Raw genomic sequence first — 23759 nt, 5'->3', positions numbered from 1 at the left:
GGCATGGATGCCGCGGCCAAGCCCCCATGGACGGGTTCACGGCGTCCCCCGCCACCGGACCCACCCCGCCATACCCCAGGAAACCAGCTTTCGACGTTGCTGTTGCCGTTGCCGTTGCTCCTGCCTCTGCGGGTGCAGGGCGCAGCCCTGCCAGAACCCCAACACCCCGTACTTGCAACGGTCATCATCCCGGTCCACACTTCGTTGCCGATCTGAAGACGGCAACGATGACCCACAAGATCCCGCTGTTGATCGACACCGACCCCGGTGTGGACGACGCCCTGGCCCTGCTGATGGCCTTCGCCGATGAACGGCACGACGTGGTCGCCCTGACCATCGCCGCCGGCAATGTCGGCCTCGAATACACCGTCCGCAACGCCCTCAAGCTCTGCGACATCGTCGGCCGCGCCGACGTGCCGGTGTTTGCCGGCAGCCCGGATCCGCTGCTGCATCCCTACGTCGACGCTGCCCACGTGCATGGCCGTGACGGCTACGGCGACGTGGACCTGCCGCCGCCGAGCCGCCAGGCCGAAGCCGAGCACGCCGCACTGGCCATCCTGCGCCTGTCGCACGAGCACGCCGGCGAACTGATGCTGGTGATGCTCGGCCCGCTGACCAACCTGGCCCTGGCGCTGAAGCTGGACCCGACCCTGCCACAGCGCATCAAGCGCATCGTGGTGATGGGCGGCGCGGTCACCTGCCACGGCAACATCACCCCAGCGGCCGAATTCAACATCGCCTTCGACCCGGAAGCGGCGCACGTGGTGTTCACTTCGTTCAAGCACCTCCTGGTGTCGGACTGGGAGGCTACCGTCGCCCATGGCCTGCCGCTGCAGGACGCCGAGAAGTGGCTGCAGGCCGATTCCGATCGCGCCCGTTTCTACGAGCTGATCTCGCGCAAGACCCGTGGCCTGTCCGAAGACAGCAAGGGCGGGCGCTGGTACACCGCCGATGCGGTGGCCATGGCCTGGGCGCTGAACCCGGAAGGGCAGCTGCGGGTCGAGTCGCGCCCGCTGAACGTGGAGCTGAACGGCACGTTCAGCCGCGGTGCCACCATCGTCGACTGGAACCGCCAGACCGGCCAGCCGGACAACTGCGATCTGCTGATGGCCTACGACCAGCAGCGTTTCGAGGCCCTGGTGCGCCAGGCCCTGGGCGCGGACTGAAGCCGATTGACCCGCACCGGTTGCCCCGAGCGGCAACCGGTGCTTATAATGCCGCTCTTGACCACCAGCCCATTTACGGTGTGAGCCCATGAAGGCCGATATCCATCCGAACTACCGCGACGTCGTCTTCCATGACGTCACCTCCGATTTCAAGATCCTGACCCGCTCGACCATGGCGACGAAGGAAACCATCAAGTGGGAAGACGGCAACGACTACCCGCTGGTGAAGGTTGAAATTTCCTCGGCTTCGCACCCGTTCTACACGGGCAAGCACAAGGTCATCGACACCTCGGGCCGTATCGACAAGTTCCAGAAGCGCTACGCGCGCTGATCTGTCGATCCAGCTTCGAACCGACGGCCGCGCTCTGCGCGGCCGTTTGTTTTTCCCCAACGCCAACCCAACGGGCGTTTGGATGGACGGAACACTGCGTTCGTGTGACAACACTTTTGCCGATCCGGGCCGCTCAACGGCCGGCGTCTGGTCGCCTGTCGTATACGACTTCTGTCTAGCGCCGGGCAAATGCTGCTGTGCGATAATGACCTGATCCCCGGCACAGGCCGAGGACGTCATTCACGTGCCTGACCAATGCGCTTGGGCAGGCGCCTTCCCATGAAGGAGCGCACACAGTGTCCGATCTTGATCAGGTCACGCTCAACGCCGGCGATAAGTCGGTCGTTCTGCCCGTCATCAAACCCACCCTTGGCAACGACTGCGTCGACATCGCGAAGCTGACCAAGGAAACGGGGTATTTCACCTACGATTCCGGCTTCACCGCGACGGCCAGCTGCAAGTCCGCCATCACCTACATCGACGGCGACAAGGGCGTGCTGCTGTACCGCGGCTACCCGATCGAACAGCTGTCGGAAAAGTCGAGCTACGTCGAAGTGGCCTACCTGCTGATCAACGGCGAGCGCCCGAGCGCCGAGCAGCTGAAGGCCTTCACCGATGAGCTGGCTGCCGAAGCCAACGTCGACGATTCGATCAACACCCTGATCGGCAGCTTCGCCAAGGATGCCCATCCGATGGCGATCCTGACCGCCGCCATCGCGCAGCTGTCGGGCATCTATCACGCCTCGCTGGACCTGTCCGACGCCGAACAGCGCCGCCAGGCCGCCGTGCGCCTGATCGCCAAGGTGCCGACCCTGTCGGCGCTGATCTACCGCCACGGCAAGGGCCTGCCGGCCAACAAGCCGGACACCTCGCTGGACTATGTCAGCCGCTTCCTGAAGCAGACCTTCGAGTCGGCTGACGGCCAGTACGATCTGAACCCGGACGTGGTCAAGGCGCTGGACCTGCTGTTCATCCTGCACGCCGACCACGAGCAGAACGCCTCGACCTCGACCGTGCGCCTGGTCGGTTCGACCGGTGCCAACCCGTACGCGTCGGTCGCCGCTGGCGTCACCGCGCTGTGGGGTCCGGCCCACGGCGGTGCCAACGAAGCCGTGCTGAAGATGCTGGAAGAGATCGGCACTGCCGACAACGTCGAGTCCGCCGTGGTCAAGGCCAAGGACAAGACCTCCGGCTTCCGCCTGATGGGCTTCGGCCACCGCGTCTACAAGAACTTCGACCCGCGCGCCAAGGTCATCGGCGAGATGACCAGCAAGGTGCTCAAGCAGCTGGGCGTGCAGGATCCGCTGCTGGACGTGGCCGTGAAGCTGGAACAGGCCGCGCTGCAGGACGAGTACTTCGTCGCCCGCAAGCTGTACCCGAACGTCGATTTCTACAGCGGCATCATCTACAAGGCGCTGCAGATCCCGACCGAGATGTTCACCGTCATGTTCGCCCTGGGCCGTACCTCCGGCTGGGTGTCGCATTGGCTGGAACAGCAGGTCGACCCGGAAATGAAGATCGGCCGTCCGCGCCAGGTCTACACCGGCAGCGACGTGCGCGACTACCAGGGCTGATCGCCCGCGTAGGTTGTGCCGAGAACGCCCCGCATCCGCGGGGCGTTTTTTTTTGCGCGGACCTGGTAGGTGCGGACCGTTGGTCCGCACGATTTCGGCGCCCGCGAAAAATCATCCACGCATGGCGTGGATCTACCACCGCATCCGCCTCCGGTAGGTGCCAACCTTGGTTGGCACGCGCTTCATCGCGCCAAGACCGCGTGATTCAAGGGTCTCGCCAGCTTCACAACCGCTCGCGCAGCCTCAGGACGCCAGCTGCATCCGCAGCACCTGAAATGGAGCGTCCATCCCGATGAGTACCCGATTCGACCCACCCGAGAGCGGCCCGCTTGGTCCCGACGTCGCCACTGTCGTCACCGCCCCCATCGTCGCCCCTCCCAGCGAAAGCGCCGTTTCCTGGGGCGCGATCTTCGCAGGTGCCGCCGCTGCCGCCGCACTCTCCCTCATCCTGCTCATCCTCGGTGTCGGCCTTGGCCTCTCCTCGGTGTCGCCGTGGTCGTTCGAAGGCGTCAGCAAGGAAACCTTCGGCTGGTCCAGCATCGCCTGGCTCACCTTCACCGCACTGGCCGCCTCCGGCCTGGGTGGCTACCTGGCTGGCCGCCTGCGCACCAAATGGACGCAGATCCATGGCGATGAAACCTATTTCCGAGATACCGCGCACGGCTTCGTGTCGTGGGCCGTGGCCACGCTGCTGACTGCGGGCCTGCTGACCTCGGCCATCGGCGGCGTGCTGGGCGCCGGTGCAAAGGTGGCGGGTGCCACTGCAGGCGCTGCCGCATCCACGGCCGGCGTTGCCGCCGCAGGTGCCGGTAGCGCCGCCGCGGCCGCACCGGAAGGCGACCTCAACTATTGGGTGGATTCCCTGTTCCGCAATGCCACCAACCCCGGTGCTGCCGATCCCGCGGCGCCGCCACCGCCGGGCGCGCCGTTGGATCCGAACGCGGCTCCGGCGCCGGCACCGAATGCGGGCCCACGCGAGGCCGGCATGGCGCCGCCGCGCCCGATGCCGGGTCGTGCGCCGGCCGGCGACCGTCGCGAACTGCGCGCCGAAGTGAACCGCATCATCGTCAACAGCCTGCAAGGCGATGGCTTCGACCCGGCCGACACCCAGTACCTGTCGCAGCTCATCGCGCGCGAAACCGGCATGAGCCAGGCCGAAGCGCAGGCCCGTGTGACCGATGTGCAGACGCGCATGCGTGCCGCGCTGGAGAAAGCCAAGACCACCGCCAAGCAGGCGGCCGACGATGCCCGCAAGGCAGCAGCGTATGCCGCACTGTGGCTGTTCATCACCCTGCTGATCGGCGCGTTCTTCGCCAGCCTCAGCGCCACCTGGGGCGGCCGCCGCCGCGACCTTTGAACGAGGAGACCTGAGATGAAAATGATTCTGCTCTGGCTGTTGGGCGTGCCGATTCCGCTGCTGATCCTGTACGCAATCTTCTTCTGAGATTGCATCGTTGAGTGGAGCCGTCAGGCCGCCGTAAGGCGGCCTGATGCCATCCCGCTGTGCGTGTGCATGTGTTTGCAGCGTCGAGCGATGCTCGAGTCATGCGCGCCGTGCGAACAGCAGTCGAGCATGGCTCGACTCTACAAAAGCATGGCTTGGCAGCTGAACTACGCCTCCGCGTACCGGTTGGGCGAACACCCCAGCACACGCCGGAAGGCCGCAGAAAATCCGCTCGGAATGGATGCTGAAAGAGGCGTTGGGTCCGCGATGAATGGTTTCTGACGTCGGATGTCGTTTTCACATCTTTTCGGAGTTATTGCATGGGCGTCACTATCGAGGCGAGGGAAGCTGTGGGCACTTATCCCTGCATGGACAACACCATGAACCGACGACTCACCCTTGCGCTCATCGCCACCACGTTGAGCCTGCTCAGCGCTGGGGCCTTCGCCCAGTACACCGGCCCGGGCGCCACCCATGCCGTCACCACGGTTGCCGAGGCGCGCGCCCAGCGTGACGACCAGCCGGTGGTGCTGCGGGGCACGCTGGTGGCCAGGATCGGCCATGAGCGCTACCGCTTCAAGGACGCCACCGGCGAGATCGATGTGGAAATCGACGACAAGGATCTGCCCAGCCACCAGGCCGTCAGCGCGACCACCGTGGTGGAGCTGCACGGTGAGGTGGATACGCACCGCTTCAAGCCGACCGACATCGACGTGGAGCACGTCACCGTAGTGCCCGTGCGTTGAAGGTCGTTCGCGATTTCTACACGTAGCGTCGAGCAGTGCTCGGCTCATGCGCACACGGTGCACCTCAAGCGATAGTCGAGTATCACTCGACGCTACAAATGCAACGCAATGAGGTTTCTTGCATTCAAGTCGTGAGGAAATTTGCATAATCCTCAAACATTGAAAGCCCTCAAGAATTCTTCTTAACGTTCAGTTATTTAGGAATTGTTGCATGGCCTGCGTGCGGTAGGCCTACCTACCATTCTCTCGTCGCCCGTGACCACCTCCACGGGCGGCGCCTCCCTCCCTTTCTCCTTGGGGAGGGGGGCTTTCATATTCCCCCTGTCCGAGAGAGACACACATGCACGCCATTCTGAAGAAGGCCACGCTCGCTGCAGCGCTGGCCACTGTTTCGCTGTCCGCCAACGCGTTCGACGCCGACATCAAGGTCTGGGCCAACGTCGACCCGACCCTGGCCCTGCTCAAGGCCGATGGCACCGCGCTGGATTCGGTGGTCAACATGGTCCACAACCCGGTCACCGGCCTGGTGCCGTGGACCCAGCAGGTGCGCATCTACTCCAACGATGACGACAAGGACATCGAAGTGCGCGTCGGCAGCGCTCCGCAGCTGCTCAATACCGATGGCAGCGGTGCCCCGGTGCCGCTGACTGTCAGCCTCAACGGCAAGGCGCTGACCGTGGCCGCGCAGGACTTCGCCGCGTCCGACCTGTTCGACGGCGCACTGGAGGGCGCATCGATCCCGATGCCGCTGCGTATCGCGCAGACCACCCAGGCGCCGATCGCCAAGGGCGGTACCTACGAAGGCATCGTCACCATCGCCATGCAGCAGAAGACCGCCAGCCCGTAAGGCGCCCGCGCCGGCCCGCATCCCGGGCCGGCCGCTTCCGGTAACACCCCCATGAAATTTCCCGCACCCGCCGTCACCCGGCTGGCGGTCGCGCTCGCCCTGTCGTTGGCCACGCCCCTGGTCGCGGCGCGCGGCGTTCCCGCCGGTTTCGAGGATCTGGTCGAAGGCCAGACCGAACAACTTGAGGTGCGCCTGTTCGGTCGCTCGACTGGGCTGGTGCCGGTGCGCGTGACTCTGGAACACGTGCAGCTGGAAGCCCCGGCCGAGGCGCTGCAGGCATTGCAGCTGCCCGCCGAGGCACAGGCCGCGTTGTTGCCAGCGCTGTCGCAGCCGCTGCCGCGCAACAGCCACCTGGCCTGCCGTTACGGCGGCGCCAGCGCCGGTTGCGGTTACATCGATCCCCCCGAGGAGCCCACCGCCGTGCGCGCGCTGTATGACGAAGGCGTGGGCGCCGTGCGCCTGTTCGTTGCCCGCCAATGGATTCCCGGCGAACCGGCCGCCGAGCGCTACCACCAGGTCAGCGCCAATGCCGAAAATGCCTTCCTGCACCAGCACACGCTCAACGTCAGCGGCGGCCGCGGCTACCAGTCGCTGGCCGCGCAGGGCATGGGCGCGCTGGGCGTGTTGCAGCGCGGGCACCTGTCTGCCGATTGGACCTTCAGCCAGCAGCACTATCGCGGCGGCCGCGCCAACCGCGACTTCCAGCTGGACAACGCCTATTACCGCCATGACCTGGGGCAGCAGCACTACCTGCAGGCCGGGCGCATGGACCGCCGCAACCTAAGCAGTCCGCAGGGCGGCACTTTCAGCTTCAGCATGCTGCCGATGGACCGCTTCCAGGGCCTGCGCCTGGGCACCACGCAGGCCTACGTGGATTCGGCGGCCGCCGTACAAGCCACGCCGCTCACCGTGTTGCTGGCGCGCGACGCACGCGTGGATGCCTTCGATGGCGAGCGCCTGCTGCAGACCTTCTACCTGCAGGCCGGTATCAACCAGCTCGATACGCGCCGGTTTCCGCTGGGCAACTACACCGTCACCCTGCGCATCTACGAAGACGGTGTGCTGGTGCGCAGCGAGGACGCGCCGTTCGACAAGGGCGGCGACTGGACCGACAGCAGCGTGCAGTGGTTCATGCAGGGTGGCCGCCGTAACGAGCGCCGCAGCGACCGTTTCAACGACGAGGCGGCAGCGATGGCCGGCCTGCGCGTGCCGGTATCGCGCAACGTGGCGGTGACCGCCGGTGTCGCCGACCTCGGCGGCTTCAGCTATGGCGAACTGCGGCTGGACCTGCGCCATGTGTTCGCCACCCAGGAGATTCGCGGCACTTTCAGCGGCATGCACGGCAGCGATGGCAGCCGTGGCCAGCAGCATCAGCTTTCGTATCGTCGCCGCGCCTCGTGGAATGTGTACCACCAGCGCATGCGCGGCCGTGCCTGCCAGTTCGAGGACGACGCACGCGACCGGCTCGGTTGTGCTGATTCGCTCAGCGCCTCGATGGCGCTGCCGGTGGCGGGCGGCAACGCCTACGTGGCCTACACCCGCCGTCAGACCTGGCGCGCAGGCACACTGCAGCCGGGGCTGGGGGATGATCCGCTGGCCGGGCTCGACCCGCTGTTGCCGCCGTGGCTGCCACAGCCCACGCGCGTGCCGCAGCTCAGCCGCACCTGGCAGGCCAGCTACAGCCGCAGCCAGCGCTGGGGCGAGTTCAGTGTCTCCAGCCGCATCGGCGTGTGGCAGCAGACCAATGGCGGCGGCCTGCGCGATGGTCGTGACCGCGGCATCTATTTCAACGTCAGCCTCAACCGCCTGCAGCGCGGTGACCGCGGTAGCTCGCAGCGGCGCTACGGCCTGGATGTGCGCCAGCCGCAACATGCACGACCGGACGTCAACTACAGCGCCGGCCAGACCCTGCGCCAGGAATACGAAGACCAGTACCGCGAAGTGTCTGGCGAACTACGCGGCAACAACAACGAACGCTACAGCGCCACGCTCAGCGGGCAGCTGCAGAACCGCATCGGCCAGACCGGCGCTACGGTATCGCGCTATCAGCACCAGGGTGGCAACGAGGTGGCGTACAGCGCCACGCACAGTTCCGGCCTGGCCATCGGCTCGCGCGGCCTGTACTGGGGCGCAGGCGTGGGCGCCGATGCCGGGCTGGCGGTGCAGGTGGATGGCACCGACGATCTGGACCTGACCGGCGTGGCCGCCGAACTGCAGGTGGGTGGACTGCGCCGGCAGCGGCTGAAGCTGGGCGAACGCCGCCTGCTGCCGATTTCCGCCTACCAATCGCACCGCGCCGAAGTGCAGGACGCCAGCGCACTGGACAGCATCGCCGCCGTGCGCGTGAGCGGTGTGGGCGGGGCGCGCCCGCTGTTCCTCTCGCCGGGGCGCCTGGTGCGCATGCCGGTGCCGATTGAAGTGACCTACACCTTCATCGGCAACGCCCACGACATCGCCGGTGCACCGCTGCGCGGCGCCCGCATTCTCAACGCGCCGGTGCCGGGCACCGGCAGCAATGGAGGCTTCGTGGCCGACTTTCCACGACGCGAAAAGTCCCTGTACCTGCTGCAGGACGACCGCCTGCTGCACTGCCCGCTGCAGGTGCGCGAGCGCCGCAGCGTGGTGATGCTGGTGGGCGCCGTGCAGTGCGAACCGCTGGCCGTGGCCCAGCTACCCGCCGACATCCGCCACCAGGCGCGGGTGACCCGGCTACTGCAGGAGCAGGCGTTGATTGCCGCCACGCCGCAGACCGCGGCCGCGGGAGGTGCGCAGTGAACCGGCGGGTGTGGTGGGTGATGGCGGTGCTGTGTGCGTTGGTGGTGTTGGCGCCGCGGGCGATGGCGCAGCAGCCGCCGGAGACGCATCCAACGAGTGAGCATCGCGACATCGTGATGAGCTGGGATCGCTCTGCGATTCCGGGGGATATCGAGTTGTGGGCGCCGAGGACTGTATTCGGCTACGAGCAGCAGGGAACGTTGGAGTACGGCCGTATGTTCATGACTTGCAGCTCAAACTCCAGCTCAAGGCGCGGAAAGTGCCCCACCAGTGACACTCTCGAGAATGGCGTCGGTAGCAATAGCAGCATTCCATTGCGGTTTACAGAAAGCCGTAGTGGCATGGAAGTTGATATCGAAGTAACTGCAGCAATTCGGCGCATTGATGCCACAGGTGCATGCAGCTTCGACTACTGGTCTGGCCCTTTCAGGCCAATCTGGTCGTCAGTTACGGGCTCATGCGGAGGTGTAGATCGAGTTGGAACTGCGGTAGAGATGAAGTTGAGCTCCGGCCAGTTGGAGCAGCTTGTAGCTGGGCACTGGTCAGCAAAACTTGATTTGGCTTTGAGAAAGCCACCGCACCAGCATCTCGCTGATTACTCATTCACCTTCGCCTTCACCATCACCGACCACAACGCGGTCTCTATCTACTTCCCGCTCTTCGATCAGGTCACCCCGCACGTCGGCCTGAACCTGCAGTACGACCCGATCGCCCAGACCGTCGGCGGCCGAACCCAACTCGACATGTGCCTGTACGACGGACTGGGCTCGCAGAGCCAGTACCTGGGCGTCACCGTGCGTGACAGTGGACCACGTCCTCCGGGGCCTTCCGGCTACTCGGTCTGGCACACGGACGGCGGCAGCGATGCCACGCAGCGCGTGGACTACAACGTCACCCTCGATCACAACGGCAGCGCCCTGCCCATGCGCAACGGTGTAGAGCAACTGCTGCACGGCATCGATACCGCAAAGCTGCGCCTGGTGCTGTTGCCCGGCATGACGCAGCCGGTGTTCTGCGTGCCCACGCCACTGACGCTGGATACCCCCCGTGTGCCGGTCAGCAGCAAGCACCCCGGCTACTACGACGGCGATCTCAAGGTGGAACTGCGCGTTCCCACTGTCACGCCCTGATTCCCATGGAGCCCCCGATGAAGCCTCTCATTCGTTGCCTGCTTCCCTTGTCGCTGCTGATGGCGATGCCTGCCCACGCCAATCTCACCGTGCACCCCATGCGCACGTCGGTAGACGTGAAGAAGGGCGCGCAGATCCGCATCTATTCGCAGTCCACCCAGCCGCAGTACGTGCAGGCCTCGATCAAGCGCATCGTCAATCCCGCCGGCGCAGACGAGCAGGAGGTTGAGGTTGAGCCCGGCGAAGCGGCCATCGCCATCACCCCCGGCAAGTTCGCGCTGGCCGGTGGCGGCAATCGCCTGATCCGGGTGATTCCGCTGCAGCCGGTCGAGAAGGAAACCGCCTACCGCGTGTACTTCGAAGGTGTGCGTGGCCCTGAAGGGATTGAGCACGCAGGCGAGGGTGAGCGTGCACAGGCCAACATCGGCGTCAGCCTGGTCTGGGGGGCGCTGGTCAATGTGCTGCCCGCGCAGCCAGCCATGGCGGTACAGGTGGAAGGCAACCGCCTGCGCAACACCGGCACGGTGCGCGTAGGCATTACCAGCGTCGCCGATTGCGATGGTGCGCGCTGCACCGCGCACGACGTGTCGCGAAGCCTGTATCCCGGCAGTGCGCTGGAGCTGCCGTTCCCCGTGCAGCCCGGACACACGCTGCAGCTGCGTTACCGCCTGACCCGCGATGGCTATCGCGAGCACGTACAGACCCTGGCGCCCAGCGCTGGTTGATTCCCCGGCCCCGCCAGCAGGGCTGGCGGGCTTTCACTTGAACTGGCTGTTAAGGAGTAAGCAATGAACCGTATCTATAGACGTGTGTGGAATCGAACCCGCCAATGCTGGGTTGTTGCCAGCGAACTGGCGTCGAGCGCAGGTAAGCCGCGGTCAACGGCTGCGGGCGCAGTGTTGCTTGGGCTTGTTCTTGCGGTTCCCTCAGCAGAAGCTGGCGACATCATTGCGGCTGATGAGTGCGATGAATCCATCTGGCAGGCGCTGTGCTTGAACTCGGAGGTGCGCGCAGGATCTTCTTCCGCATACTCGCTGTTCTCAGCTACGCCACGTGCGGGCATCAATGCGCTGGAACTTGGCTATCAAGCGAAAGCCAATGGCTATGGCAGTTCGGCCGTGGGTCCGGAGGCGAGGTCCGAGAACTTCTACTCCGCTGCGTTCGGCTGGAGGGCGCTTGCCGGTGAACACTACAGCGTCGCTGTGGGTGCCAACGCTCAGGCAACTGGGGGCTCGGCCATAGCGATGGGTAACGATTCAAAAGCATCCGCCTCGAGCGCAGTTGCGATTGGCCGACAGGCCAACTCCAGTGGGAAGTCGTCTGTCGCGCTTGGAGCTTCGGCCATTGCATCTGCAGATAGCGCTCACGCGCTGGGGTATCTGAGCCAGGCAACGGCAAATTACGCGACTGCGGTGGGAACAGTAGCCAAAGCATTCGGCGCATACTCAATCGCAGTGGGCAACCACGCGACGGCCATTGGCGACGACGCCATCGCAATTGGACGAAGCGCAAGGACCGTGGACAGTTCCGCTGGCGTGTCTCGTATCGCCATCGGCGGAGGCTCGTTTGCGGGCTCGGATGGATGGACGGGAGCAATCGCACTGGGCGGTCTGTCCAGGGCCGAGAACGATGCTATTGCCTTGGGCTATGAAGCGCGGGCCTTGGGCGAGGGGGCGCTGAGCATGGGGCGCGGGGCTCAGGCATCAGGGAAGGGGGCGACTGCCTTCGGGAAATCTGCCTTGGCCAAAAATGAGTATGGTATTGCGGTTGGCTACGAAGCGCTGACGGGTAGCACTCACGCAACCGCAGTCGGTACTCGTTCGAGTGCAACTGGAATTGGCGCTACAGCTTATGGAAATTCAGCCTATGTGAATGGGCGCAATGGTCTGGCAGTAGGTAGTGGCTCTCGTGTCGACAACGGCAGTTCAGAGGGCGCGATAGCGATCGGCGCCGATTCGCGCGCGGGCGCGGATGGATACAACGGCGCCATTGCCCTCGGTGGCAAAAGCGCTGCCAGCCACGACAGCGTGGCCATTGGCTACGGCGCATCTACGAGTGCTGCCGGCGCCATTGCGCTGGGTCGAGGTTCTGTTGCGACTGAAGCAAATACGGTTTCGGTAGGTAGCGGAACCACCAAGCGCCGGATCGTCAATCTGGCCGATGCGAGGCTGTCCAGTACCAGCACCGACGCGGTAACGGGCAAGCAGCTCAATGTCACCAACGGTAATGTCGCCAGTGCTCAGGTCGCAGCCGATGCTGCAAAGGCGACAGCCACCGCAGCACAGTCCACCGCCAATACGGCCAATACCAATGCCAACGCAGCGTTGGCCAAGGCCAATGCGGTCAGCGGCCTGGTCAGCCAAGTCTCGGCCAGTGGTAACGTGCGCCTTGGCGGCGAGAACACTGGCACCGTGCTGGATGTCCGCAACAAGTCCAACGCTGTTCGCAGCATCACTGGCCTGAAGGATGGGGCGCTTTCTACATCCAGCACTGAGGCCGTGACGGGTAAGCAACTCAATGCAACCAACGCCAATGTGACGACTGCTCAGACGGCGGCCGACGCCGCGAAGACGACGGCCACAGCAGCGCAGACCACCGCCACTACGGCCAACACCAACGCCAATACGGCGCTGGCCAAGGCCAATACGGTCAGTGGCCTGGTCAGCCAGGTATCGGCCAGTGGCAACGTACGCTTGGGCGGCGAGAACACCGGCACGGTGCTGGATGCCCGCAACAAGTCCAATGCGGTGCGCAGCATCACCGGCCTGAAGGATGGGGTACTGAGCACGTCAAGCACGGAGGCCGTCACCGGCAAGCAGTTGAATGCCACCAACAGCAACGTTACCGCCGTGAAGTCCACGGCGGACGCAGCGCAGGCGCGCGTGGCGGTACTGGATGGCCTGGTGGGGCAGGTATCGGCAAGTGGCAACGTGCGCCTGGGTGCAGACAACACCGGCACCGTCGTCGACGTGGCCAACAAGAGTGGCGCCAAGCGCAAGCTGCAGAATCTGGCCAATGGCGTGCTCAGTGCGTCCAGCACGGATGCAGTGACCGGGCAGCAGCTCAATGCCACCAATAGCGAAGTGACCAGCGTGCGCACGGCGGCAACCGCGGCGAAGACGGCGGCCGACGCTGCCCGTGGCGTAGCCGATGGCGCTGTTCTGAAGGCTGATGCCTTGGGCGGACTGGTGGGCCAGGTGTCTGCCAGTGGCAACGTGCGTCTGGGTGCGGAGAACACTGGGACTATCGTGGATGTTGCGAACAAGAGCGGTGGCAAGCGGCGCATCTACAACATCGCCAACGGCACGCTGAGTACGGGCAGCACGGATGCGGTGACCGGGCAGCAGCTGTTTGCGACCAATACCACGGTGGAGACGCAGCGGCAGGCTTTGGCAGGGCATGCGCAGCAGCTGAAGGATCAGGACGGGCGTATCGCCGACAACCGGATCGAGCTGGATGCGCTGCGTGCGGACTTCGATAACTTCGATCCGGATCTGGATGGCGTGGTCAAGTTCAGTGCTGATCGTCGCCTGGTGGACATGGAAGGCGCCCGCGTATCGGGGGTGGCAGCGGGGGATATCAGTTCTGCGACCAGCACCGATGCGGTGAATGGCGGGCAGTTGTTTGCAGCTAATGAGAAGATCGCGGCGCTGGAAATGGCAGGAGGATTCGTATCAGTCGGTGCTGGCGGAGATCAGAAGGCGTCGAGTGCAGGGCTGGGATCAGTAGCTATTGGAGACTCGGCACAGGCAACTCCTGATGGTGAGGGTGGAGTTGCCCTTGGTGCATATGCACGTGCTATCGGGAAGAATTCTATCTCGATCGGCCGCGCAGCATTCGTCGCGCAGGACGCGGAAGGTGGGTTTGCTTTGGGGGTCGGTACATCTGTCAACGCGAGTCAGGGAATGGCTTTGGGTGCAGAAAGCAGAGTCCAAGCTGGGGCTCATAATGCTGTTGCAATTGGCTATGGTTCGATTGCGTCCCAGCCTGACACAGTGTCGTTTGGGAACGACAACGTCCAACGCAGGTTGACGGGGATTTCCCGTGGCACAGGCGAATACGATGCTGTTGCTATCGTGCAGTTGGCTGAGTCTCTCTCTGCCTTGGGCGGCGGGGCAGGGCTGGATAGCTACGGTGGTGTGAACAACCCCATCTACAACGTCCAAGGTGGGACGCAGACCAACGTCGGAGACGCGTTGGCTGCACTCGATGGGGCGGTGATCAGGTCAGGAAGCCGAGTAGATGGTCTCGAAGGTCAGCTGCGTGCGACGTTCCAACAGTCGCCCTCGACCCGGGCGGATGGAGTTGGTCAGCTGAACTTGGCAGGCGCGCAGGGCATGGTTCTGTCGAATCTGGCCGATGGACGCATTGCTGCAGGTAGTCGTGATGCGGTGACTGGTAGTCAGCTGTACGCGGCGAAGCAGGACATCGCGCGGAACAGGAGTGATCTCGACGCACTCCGCGACGCGGAAAATTCCGGTGTTGCCGTTGCCGTTGCCGTTGCCGCCAACCCTGGTGGCGTAATCGACTTCGGTGGCGCGACCCTTACAGGTGTAGCCGATGGAATGCTGTTGCCTGAGAGTAAGGATGTTGTGAACGGTGGGCAGTTGTATGCAACCAATTCCAAAGTCGCAGGTTTGGAAGAGCGTACAGAAATGCTGGCGGTCGGATCGGAACTGCATAGGGAGCGCGCTGAGGCAGGAATCTACGGCGTTGCGCTCGGTAGCGGAGCTCAGGCTTCGATGGATTCTGAAGGGGGGACAGCAGTTGGCAGCTATACAAGCGCGCTCGGGAAGAACTCTGTTGCCTTGGGGCGTGGCGCGTATGTCAGTTCTTTCGCGGAAAATGGATATGCGCTGGGCGCAGGTGCGAGAGTGGACCAGAGCGGTGGAGTTGCGTTGGGAACCTATGCAATTGTCACGGAAGATGCTTTGGAGTCCGTCGCTCTCGGGGCCTATTCGTATGCTTCAGAAAGGGGGGTGGTTTCCTTTGGCAGTGATTCGCTCAAGCGTAGATTGACCAATGTCGCTCATGGGGTCGCTCAGCATGACGCAGCCACCATCGGCCAGCTCCGCGGCGCCCTGTCCGCCCTCGGCGGCAACATCGACGCCAACGGCAACGTCACCACCCCCGGCTTCAACATCCAGGGCCAGCACCAGAACACCGTCAACGACGCTCTCACCACGCTGGACTCCGCCGTAGTCACCACCGGCTCCCGCATGGACCGCGTCGAAACCCAGCTCCGCTCGGTCTTCCAGGAAACGCCCTCCACCCGCAGCGACGGCACCGCCCAGCTCACCCTGGCCGGCGCCAACGGCATGGTCATCTCCAACGTGGCCAACGGCCTGATCGCCGCTGGCAGCCGCGAGGCGGTCAACGGCGGCCAGCTGCACGCCGTGCAGCAGCAGCTCAACGGCCGCATGGATGGGCTGGAGCAGCGCGTGGATGGCCAGCCGCAGTCGCGTGCGTTGGCTACGGCTTCGGCCGCACCGACCGAGCAGGTCACGCCAACACCGGAAGCCAGCGATTCGCCGCAGGTAGCCTCGGCAGGCGAGGGCACGTCGCCCGCGCCACAGCCGAAGTCGAAGAAGGACGACACGCCGTCGCCCACGCCGCAGGTCGATACCGCCGAACTGGAGAAGATGCTGGCCCGCGCCAACGAATACACCGATGGCGCGATCAGCAACTTCGAACGCCGCCTGGACAAGATGGACAAGCGCTTCAACCGCATGGCCGCGATGAGCAGTGCGCAGACGGCCATGGCCATGAACACCGCCGGCCTGGCCACCTACAACCGCCTCGGCGCGGGCGTGGGCTATGCCGAAGGCGAATCGGCCATGGCGGTGGGCTACCAGCGTGTGCTCAACGAAAAGGGCTCGGCCACCTTCAGCCTCAATGGTGCGTTCACCAATAGCGGTGAACGCAGCATGGGCGTGGGTGTGGGCATCGGCTGGTAAGCGATGGAGCCCCGGCGTGACGCGCGTAATCCACCCCGTCGCGCCGGGGTCCTGGCCAAGGAGATGGCAATGTACAGATGGGTAAGCGGCTTCATCAGCTATCGCACGTTCTATATCTGGCGGGCGCGCTATCGCTACTACACACGGAACCTGGATCTGTGGACGCTGATGAGCGGTCTGTGCATCGTCGGTCTACTGCTGGTCCTGTGGTACATGTGGCAGATGCTGGGCGTGCCGCCGCCGCGCATACATCCGGATACAGCGGCGCTGCGCATCGAGGGCGTCACCCACGAGGCGATCCATCGCATCGTGCTGGTGCGTCACGCTGGCAGCACGCGGGGGGCCGAGTTCACCACGCCGGAGGACGTGCGCGCGAGTACGCTGCGCACGATGCGGGTGCGGCAGGTGATGGACAGCGAGGTGGTGTGGCGTCTGAAGGCCGACATGCTGGCGGACATCGCTGACTACATCAACGTCACAGGCGGGTGCTTCCCCTACGACTGCCGGCAGATTCGGGATCGGTTGGATCCCGTGCGCAAGGCCGCTGTGGAGAATGCGCAGATCAACGCCTCACTGGCGACCATCCTGGACGTGCCGCTGGACCAGATGCCGCTCTTGAAGGGCGGCGAGCGTGAGCGGGTGAAGAGTGGGTGGTCGGATACGTTCAACGACGTCTACTTTCAGGCCGGCTTGCTGAGGGACCTGCAGGCCATGCATGCGCAGATGATGCGGGAGTATCCGCAGCGAGCCCCCGCGCCCTGGTTGCCGCGGTTGCTCAGCGACCCGCTGCGCGATACCCGTTTCGTCTGGTAGCGGGAGCATGATGGGCGGCATCTGCCAGAGCAGGTAGCGCAGCTTTTGTAGAGTCGAGCCGCGCTCGACTGCTCTACGGTCGGCAATCGGTTGCCTGAAGCACGGTGCGGACCAACGGTCCGCACCCACCACTGGCAGGTACCGCTACGCTCGCCGGCCATGGGCCGGCGCCACCGTCATCCGCCGATGTACGCGGTGATCTCCGCCTCGGCCAGCACCTGCCGCAACTGCGCGACGGACGCGCGCCGCATCGGCTTCTCATCCACCGGCGACAGCGGTGCTTGGCGCAGGGCGTCGTACGGCAGTACGGCCAGGTCGAAGGTCAGTTCCTCCGCACTGAACACCCACACCGGCACATCCAGGCAGCGTTCGCGGTCCATGCGCAGGCGGCGCGTCCGTGATTCGGCGGGGATGCCGTGCTCGTCCAGGAAGCGATGCACGGCCTCCGGGTCGTCGCTGTGCAGGTGCAGCTGCACGGGGCTGTTGGCGTCGGCGGTGCCGTCCAGCACTGGGCCAGCCAGGCGCGGGGCGAAGCCGTGCAGGAACTCCAGCGCACGCATTGCAGCTTCGCGGCGGCGCTGAAGCTCGTTGCCGTGCTGGGGCCCGGAGAACAGCCGCTGGTACTCGCGCAGGGCGTCTTCGATCTCGGTGTTGCGGGGCAGGGAGGCATCGTCGTGGATGCCGAGCCGGCTGGCGGCCTTCAACTTGGCCTGGTGGTAGTCGCGGATGCCGCCTTCGGCCATCAGGCGGGCGGCTTCGTGGGCGAGGCGGTGGCGCCGCTCGCGGGTCTGGCTGGCAGCATGCTGACGGGCGCGATGCATGCGATGACTCCCTGTTGCGACCTGGCTACAGAGTAGCGCAGGGATGTGACATCTGCGTGGGTATGGCGCAGAGATGCCAACCAACGGTTGGCACCCACCACGGCAATCGGGTGCCGTTGATCCTGTAGAGCCGAGCCCATGCTCGGCTGCTCTACCGCGAGCGCCCGGAGCCGAGCATGGCTCGGCTCTACAAAGGCGGCGCCAACCAAGGTTGGCATCTACCGGAGCAAAAGGGTGCCGTTGATCCTGTAGAGCCGAGCCCATGCTCGGCTGCTCTACCGCGGGCCCCCGAAGCCGAGCATGGGCTCGGCCCTACAAAGGGCAGTGCCAACCAACGGTTGGCACCCACCGAATCCTTCCTCAGAAGATATCGAACGCGGCGGCGTCGGCCTGCGGCGTATTGAGGTTCAGGTCGTAGTCGGTCAGGCGGTCCATGTCTTCCACCTTCACCCACTCGGTCGCGCCGTTGAGGGTGGCCTGGACCATGCCGCTGGGCGGCTCGTTCTGCGCAATCGGGGTGTCCTTCAGCGCGGTGCGCATGTAGTCGATCCAGATCGGCAGGGCGGCCTTGCCACCGTATTCGCGGTAGCCCAGCGAGCGGAAGTCGTCGCGGCCCACCCACACGGTAGTCACGTACGGGCCGCCGAAGCCGGAGAACCAGGCATCGCGGTGGTCGTTGGTGGAGCCGGTCTTGCCGCCCACGTCCTCGCGGCCGAGCACCTTGGCCTGGGCGCCGGTACCGCGCTGGACCACGTCGCGCATCATCGACACCAGCTGGTAGGCGGTGCGGGCGTCGATCGCGCGCGGGGCGGTGCGGGCATCGGGGTTGACCGGCGCGGCCGGGGTCTCGGCCTTGGCTTCGGCCTTGGCCGCAGCGGCCGGGTCCACCTTCGGGGCCGGGGCGCCGAAGTTGAAGCCGTCCACCACCTGGTTCACCGGCTGGTCGCTGCTGCCGGCGCACTCGCGGCAGGCCAGCGCCGGGTTTTCCTTGAATACCAGGTTGCCGTCGCGGTCGTTGACCTGGTCGATCAGCCAGGTGTCCACGCGCGAGCCGCCGTTGGCGAACACGGCGTAGCCACGGGCCACCGACAGCGGGGTGAGCGAAGCAGTACCCAGCGACATCGACAGGTTCGGCGGCAGCTCGGATTCGGCGAAGCCGAACTCGCTGATGTACTTGCGCGCGTAGTCCACGCCCATGCCGTCCAGCAGGCGCACCGAGACCAGGTTGCGCGACTGCACCAGCGCTTCGCGCAGGCGCATCGGGCCGCGGAAACCGCCGCCGTCGTTCTGCGGGGCCCAGGTCTTGCCGCGGCGGTCGCGGAACACGACCGGGGCGTCGAGCACGATCGAGGCCGGGTTGTAGCCCTTGTCGAAGGCCGCGGCGTAGATGAAGGGCTTGAAGCTCGAACCTGGCTGGCGGCGGGCCTGGGTGGCACGGTTGAACTTGTTGCCGGAGAAGCTGAAACCGCCAACCAGCGCCTTCAGCGCGCCGCTGTGGGCATCCAGCGAGACCAGCGCGGACTGGCCGCGCGGGAGCTGATCCAGCAGCCACTCACCTTCCTTGGCACCGGCACGCACGCGCACGATGTCACCGCGCTGCACCAGCTTGCCCGGGGTCTTGTTGGTCCACTTGGCGGCACCGGCCGGCAGCACGATCTCGCTGCGGTTGGCCAGCACCACGGTGGCGCTGCCATCGGCACCGGTGCTGGCAACGATGGCCGGCAGCAGGCCGGCCTGGCCGTACAGGCCACGCAGGTGCTCGGCCAGGGCGGCGGCGTCTTCGCCGGCACCCACCTGCACCTGCTTCTCCACGCCGTGCCAGCCGTGGCGGTGGTCGTACAGCAGCAGGCCGTCGCGCACCGACTGGTTGGCGGCGGTCTGCAGGGTCGAATCGATCGTGGTAGTGACGTGGTAGCCCTTGTTGACCACGTCACCGCCGAAGCGGGCGATCATTTCCTGGCGCACCAGCTCGGCCACGTACGGGGCATCGACCTGCACCGGCGGCTCATGCGCGGTGGCGTGCATCGGCACGGCCTTGGCCGCGTCGGCCTCGGCCTGGCTGACGAACTTCAGGTCGGCCATGCGCTGCAGCACATAGTTGTCACGACGCTGGCGGGCGCGCTCCGGGTTGGAGATCGGGTTGCCCGAGGACGGGAACTTGGGGATGCCGGCCAGCGAGGCCATCTCGTCCAGGTCCAGCTCGTTCAGTTTCTTGCCGTAATAGAACTCGGCGGCAGCGGCCACGCCGTAGGCGCGGTTGCCGAAGAAACTCTTGTTCAGGTACAGCTCGAAGATCTCGTCCTTGCTCAGCTCGGACTCGATCTTCCGCGCCAGCAGGATCTCGGCCAGCTTGCGGGTGTAGCTGTACTCGGAGCTGAGGAAGAACTGGCGGGCCACCTGCTGGGTGATGGTGGAGCCACCCGGCACGCGCTTGTCGTTGGTGGTGGCCAGCAGCCACACCGCACGGCCGATGCCCATGTAGTCCACGCCGCCGTGCTCGTAGAAGCGGGCGTCCTCGGTGGCCAGGAAGGCCTGCTTCAGGCGCTCGGGCACGTCCTTCATGGTGATCGGGGTACGCCGGGTCTCGCCGAACACCGCCATCAGCTTGCCGTCGGCAGCGTAGACGTACATCGGCTCCTGCATTTCCACGTCGCGCAGGGTCTGCACGTCGGGAAGCTTGGAGGACACGGCGTAGTACAGACCGCCTACGGCGGCCGCGCCGATCAGCGCCAGGACCAGGACAATCAGGAAGATCCAGCGCAGCCAGCGGCGGAGTCGAGTCATCGGGTTCAGATTCCGATTGCGAATTTCGTGGTCGCAGAGTATAGATTACGCAAGGTGGCGGCTGGGGTCGTCGCCGGGGAGCGCAAGGGGAACAGTCAGGGGCTGCATGGTGAATCCGTGAGGGACTTCACAGCAGGGCCGTTGCCATTTGCTAAGAATACGTTATTAATGCTCGGGCGCAGGTCTTGCGTCCAAGTGCCCGTCGGCAGGGGAGAAACCGTGGGGCTCATCCCAAAAAGTCAGTCGCCGCTTGTAGGCGTCGACATCAGTTCGACTGCGGTAAAGCTTTTGCAGCTGTCCCGCAGTGGCAACCGTTTTCGTGTGGAACATTACGCCGTGGAACCTCTTCCGCCGAACGCGGTGGTGGAGAAGAACATCGTGGAAGTGGAGGCCGTGGGTGAGGCCATCCGCCGTGCGATGAACCGCTCGGGGAGCAAGGCCAAGCTGGCCGCTGCCGCCGTCGCCGGTTCGGCGGTGATCACCAAGGTGATCCCGATGCCGGCCGAGCTCGACGAAAACGACATGGAAGCCCAGATCGAGCTGGAAGCGGTCAACTACATTCCGTACCCGATCGAGGAAGTGAACCTGGACTTCGAGGTGATCGGGGCGATCCCGAACAACCCGGAGATGGTCCAGGTGCTGCTGGCCGCGTCGCGTTCGGAGAACGTGGAACTGCGCCAGTCGGCCCTGGAACTGGGTGGCCTGCAGGCCAAGGTGATGGACGTGGAGGCCTTCGCGGTCGAGAACGCCTATGCCCTGGTGGCCAGCGAGTTGCCGGTGTCCATCGAGGGCGTGGTCGCGCTGGTCGACATCGGCGCCACCATGACCACCCTCAACGTCCTGCGCGGTGGCCGCAGCCTCTACAGCCGCGAACAGGTGTTCGGTGGCAAGCAGCTGACCGACGAGATCATGCGCCGTTACGGCCTGAGCTACGAGGAAGCCGGCCTGGCCAAGCGCCAGGGCGGGTTGCCGGAAAGCTACGAGATGGAAGTGCTGGAGCCGTTCAAGGAAGCCACGGTCCAGCAGATCAGCCGCCTGCTGCAGTTCTTCTATGCAGGCAGCGAGTTCAACCGCGTTGACCACATCGTGCTGGCCGGCGGCTGCGCCGTGCTCGGCGGCCTGCCGGAAATGGTCGAGGAACAGCTGGGCGTGCCGACCGTGGTCGCCAACCCGCTGGCGCAGATGACCCTGGGCCCGAAGGTGAACGCCCATGCGCTGGCCCAGGATGCCCCCGCGCTGATGATCGCCACCGGTCTGGCGCTGAGGAGCTTTGACTGATGGCACGCATCAATCTATTGCCCTGGCGCGCCGAGCGGCGCAAGCAACGCCAGCGCGAGTTCTACGCAATGCTGGGCATGGCCGCTGTCGGTGGCCTGCTGCTGTCGCTGGTGATCTGGTTCTACTACGACCGCCAGGTGAGCGGCCAGATGGACCGCAACGCCTATCTGGAAGCCGAGATCGAAAAGGTCAAGGAACAGAACAAGGAGATCGACCGCCTCGACGCGCAGAAGGAACGCCTGCTGGCCCGCAAGAAGGTCATTGAGGAACTGCAGGCCAAGCGCTCGCAGATGGTGCACCTGTTCGATGCGCTGGTGCGCACGATTCCCGATGGCCTGGTGCTGACCGCGCTGAAGCAGGAAGGCGACGTGCTGACCCTGGAAGGCCGCACCCAGTCCAACGCCCGTGTTTCGGCGTACATGCGCAACCTGGAGACCTCCGGTTGGATGACCAACCCGGAACTGTCGATCATCGAAGCGCGTGATCCCGAGAAGGACAAGGACGGCAAGGTTGGCCCGCTGGCCGACATCAAGGCGCTGCCCTATGTGTTCGTGGTCAAGGTGAAGCTGCCGGCACAGAGTGAGGAAGTGGCCGGTACGCCAGGCCTCAACGCCGATGGTTCGGTGGCAACGCCGGCTCCGCCCGCAGTGGCCCCGCTTGCCGCCGGCCCGGATGCAGCGGCGCCTGCTGCACCGGCCGCAGGCCAGCCCGCTGCTGCTCCGGCTGCACCCGCCCCCGCCGCCGCGCCGGTCAACGCACCTGCTGCCACCCCGGCCGCGCCGAACCAGCCGGCAGCCCCGGCTGCCAAGCCTGCGCCGAAGCCCGAGGGCAGCCGCCTGGCGCAGCCGCCGCAGGCCTTCAACGCCCCGCTGCAGGGGGATCGCGCATGAGCCAGAAAATCGATCTGAAGAACCTGGATTTCAACGACATCGGCAACTGGCCGCAGAAGGCCAAGATCGTCTTCTGCTCGCTGTTGGCGCTGGTGATCATGTTCGTTGCGTGGATGCTGCTGATCAGTGGCAAGCGCGAGGAACTGGCCGGCCTGGAATCGAAGGAAGTCGACCTGCGTGCCGAGTTCACCAAGCAGCAGGAGCGCGCGGTGAACCTGGCGCCGCTGAAGCAGCAGCTGGCACAGATGGAACAGGTGCTGCAGCAGATGCTGCGGCAGTTGCCCAGCAAGACCGAAATGCCGGACCTGATCATCGACATCTCGCAGACGGCGCTGTCCAGCGGCCTGACCAACGAGCTGTTCGAGCCGGAGCAGGAGCAGGTCAAGGAGTTCTACGCCGAAAAGCCGATCAAGCTGCGCATGGTGGGCAGTTACCACCAGTTCGGTGCTTTCGTCAGTGGCGTGGCGTCGCTGCCGCGCGTGGTCATCCTGACCATGCACGACATCAACCTCAAGCCCAAGGACAAGGCCAGCGGCAACGCCCGCAGCGGTGCGCTGGAGCTGTCCGGCACGGTCAAGACCTATCGCTATCTGGACGAGACCGAGGTGCAGGCACAGCAGGCGGCTGACGCCGGCAAGGAGGAGAAGAAGTGATCCGTTCCCTCTTTGCGCGTTGTGGGATGGCTGCCGTCGTGCTGATGCTGGCTGCGTGCGGCCGCGATGTGACCAGCACGCCGGGTGATGCGCCGAATCTTGAAAAGTGGGTGGAAGGCGAGCGTGCCCGACCGGCGCAGCCGCTGGAGCCGCTGCCGGTGATGCAGCAGTTCGAGACCTTCGAATACTCCGCACAGGGTCTGCGCGACCCGTTCACCGATGCCTGGACCAATCCGCAGCAGGGGAATGGCGGATTGCGTCCGGATCCGAACCGGCGCAAGGAGCCGCTGGAAGGCTTCCCGCTGGATGCACTGGACATGGTCGGTACCATCGGCACCGGCGCCGCTACCGTGGCGCTGGTGATGGGGCCGGACAAGGTGACCTACCGGGTACGCCCGGGTGGGTACCTTGGGCAGAGCGACGGGCGGGTCACGGCGGTCTTCGAGGACCACGTGGAGCTGATCGAACTGGTGCCGGATGGCGCGGGCGGCTGGCTGGAACGGCCGGCAACGCTCTCGCTTGAAGATCAATGATCGTTTACTGGGGATAG

At 65.2% G+C, this 23759-nt stretch carries 17 protein-coding genes; 15 read left to right on the top strand and 2 right to left on the bottom strand.

Annotated features, from left to right (window positions below):
- Positions 1-227 precede the first annotated feature (227 nt).
- From ACTJJM_RS17020 to ACTJJM_RS16970, 11 genes are all read left to right on the top strand, one after another.
- Positions 228-1166: a nucleoside hydrolase gene (locus tag ACTJJM_RS17020; RefSeq protein WP_440865835.1), complete on the top strand. Its 939-nt coding sequence runs from the start codon at positions 228-230 to the stop codon at positions 1164-1166.
- A gap of 88 nt (positions 1167-1254) precedes the next feature.
- Positions 1255-1497 carry a type B 50S ribosomal protein L31 gene (locus ACTJJM_RS17015; RefSeq protein ID WP_010484049.1) on the top strand — a complete coding sequence of 81 codons (243 nt, stop codon included), beginning with the start codon at positions 1255-1257 and terminating at the stop codon, positions 1495-1497.
- A gap of 296 nt (positions 1498-1793) precedes the next feature.
- Complete coding sequence (locus ACTJJM_RS17010) at positions 1794-3071, top strand: citrate synthase (protein WP_019338763.1); 1278 nt, start codon at positions 1794-1796, stop codon at positions 3069-3071.
- Between the two features lie 292 nt (positions 3072-3363).
- Complete coding sequence (locus ACTJJM_RS17005) at positions 3364-4428, top strand: hypothetical protein (protein ID WP_313311417.1); 1065 nt, start codon at positions 3364-3366, stop codon at positions 4426-4428.
- Between the two features lie 467 nt (positions 4429-4895).
- Entirely contained in the window at positions 4896-5261 is a 366-nt protein-coding gene (locus ACTJJM_RS17000) for a NirD/YgiW/YdeI family stress tolerance protein (protein ID WP_043400377.1), read from the top strand.
- A 340-nt stretch (positions 5262-5601) separates the two neighbouring features.
- A complete protein-coding gene (locus ACTJJM_RS16995; RefSeq protein ID WP_043400351.1) occupies positions 5602-6108 on the top strand; it encodes a CS1 type fimbrial major subunit in 507 nt (168 codons plus the stop codon).
- 51 nt (positions 6109-6159) lie between these two features.
- The gene (locus tag ACTJJM_RS16990) at positions 6160-8883 is read left to right on the top strand and encodes a TcfC E-set like domain-containing protein (protein ID WP_440865834.1); all 2724 of its coding nucleotides are present in this window, start codon (positions 6160-6162) and stop codon (positions 8881-8883) included.
- Positions 8880-10013, top strand: a complete 1134-nt coding sequence (locus ACTJJM_RS16985) for a CfaE/CblD family pilus tip adhesin (RefSeq protein ID WP_311068702.1) — start codon at positions 8880-8882, stop codon at positions 10011-10013. Before ACTJJM_RS16990 ends, ACTJJM_RS16985 begins: the two co-directional genes overlap by 4 nt.
- Positions 10014-10030: 17 nt before the next feature.
- Positions 10031-10738, top strand: coding sequence for a pilus assembly protein (locus tag ACTJJM_RS16980; RefSeq protein ID WP_440865833.1), 708 nt, complete (start codon positions 10031-10033; stop codon positions 10736-10738).
- 63 nt (positions 10739-10801) lie between these two features.
- Positions 10802-15970, top strand: coding sequence for an ESPR-type extended signal peptide-containing protein (locus ACTJJM_RS16975; RefSeq protein WP_440865832.1), 5169 nt, complete (start codon positions 10802-10804; stop codon positions 15968-15970).
- A gap of 69 nt (positions 15971-16039) precedes the next feature.
- Positions 16040-16783: a hypothetical protein gene (locus ACTJJM_RS16970; RefSeq protein WP_049432669.1), complete on the top strand. Its 744-nt coding sequence runs from the start codon at positions 16040-16042 to the stop codon at positions 16781-16783.
- A 176-nt stretch (positions 16784-16959) separates the two neighbouring features.
- Here ACTJJM_RS16970 and ACTJJM_RS16965 read toward each other — a convergent pair whose 3' ends face one another.
- Positions 16960-17604 carry a hypothetical protein gene (locus ACTJJM_RS16965; protein ID WP_012511978.1) on the bottom strand — a complete coding sequence of 215 codons (645 nt, stop codon included), beginning with the start codon at positions 17602-17604 and terminating at the stop codon, positions 16960-16962.
- A 360-nt stretch (positions 17605-17964) separates the two neighbouring features.
- Positions 17965-20388, bottom strand: a complete 2424-nt coding sequence (locus ACTJJM_RS16960; protein ID WP_311068698.1) for a penicillin-binding protein 1A — start codon at positions 20386-20388, stop codon at positions 17965-17967.
- 219 nt (positions 20389-20607) lie between these two features.
- Between ACTJJM_RS16960 and ACTJJM_RS16955 the strand changes: the two genes are divergently transcribed.
- Genes ACTJJM_RS16955 through ACTJJM_RS16940 form a run of 4 tightly spaced genes read left to right on the top strand, consistent with a single transcriptional unit; the run spans position 20608 to position 23742 of the window.
- Positions 20608-21666: a pilus assembly protein PilM gene (locus ACTJJM_RS16955; protein WP_010484061.1), complete on the top strand. Its 1059-nt coding sequence runs from the start codon at positions 20608-20610 to the stop codon at positions 21664-21666.
- Positions 21666-22556, top strand: coding sequence for a PilN domain-containing protein (locus ACTJJM_RS16950; protein ID WP_010484062.1), 891 nt, complete (start codon positions 21666-21668; stop codon positions 22554-22556). Before ACTJJM_RS16955 ends, ACTJJM_RS16950 begins: the two co-directional genes overlap by 1 nt.
- Positions 22553-23209 (top strand): type 4a pilus biogenesis protein PilO, encoded by a 657-nt coding sequence (locus ACTJJM_RS16945; RefSeq protein WP_049410131.1) that lies wholly within the window; start codon positions 22553-22555, stop codon positions 23207-23209. The genes ACTJJM_RS16950 and ACTJJM_RS16945 overlap by 4 nt, the downstream gene beginning before the upstream one ends.
- Before the next feature lie 26 nt (positions 23210-23235).
- The gene (locus ACTJJM_RS16940) at positions 23236-23742 is read left to right on the top strand and encodes a pilus assembly protein PilP (RefSeq protein ID WP_010484064.1); all 507 of its coding nucleotides are present in this window, start codon (positions 23236-23238) and stop codon (positions 23740-23742) included.
- Positions 23743-23759 lie beyond the last annotated feature (17 nt).

Source organism: Stenotrophomonas sp. 22692, from assembly GCF_052045015.1.
Taxonomy (GTDB): domain Bacteria; phylum Pseudomonadota; class Gammaproteobacteria; order Xanthomonadales; family Xanthomonadaceae; genus Stenotrophomonas; species Stenotrophomonas geniculata.
This window is presented reverse-complemented; position numbering and strand designations above follow the sequence as displayed.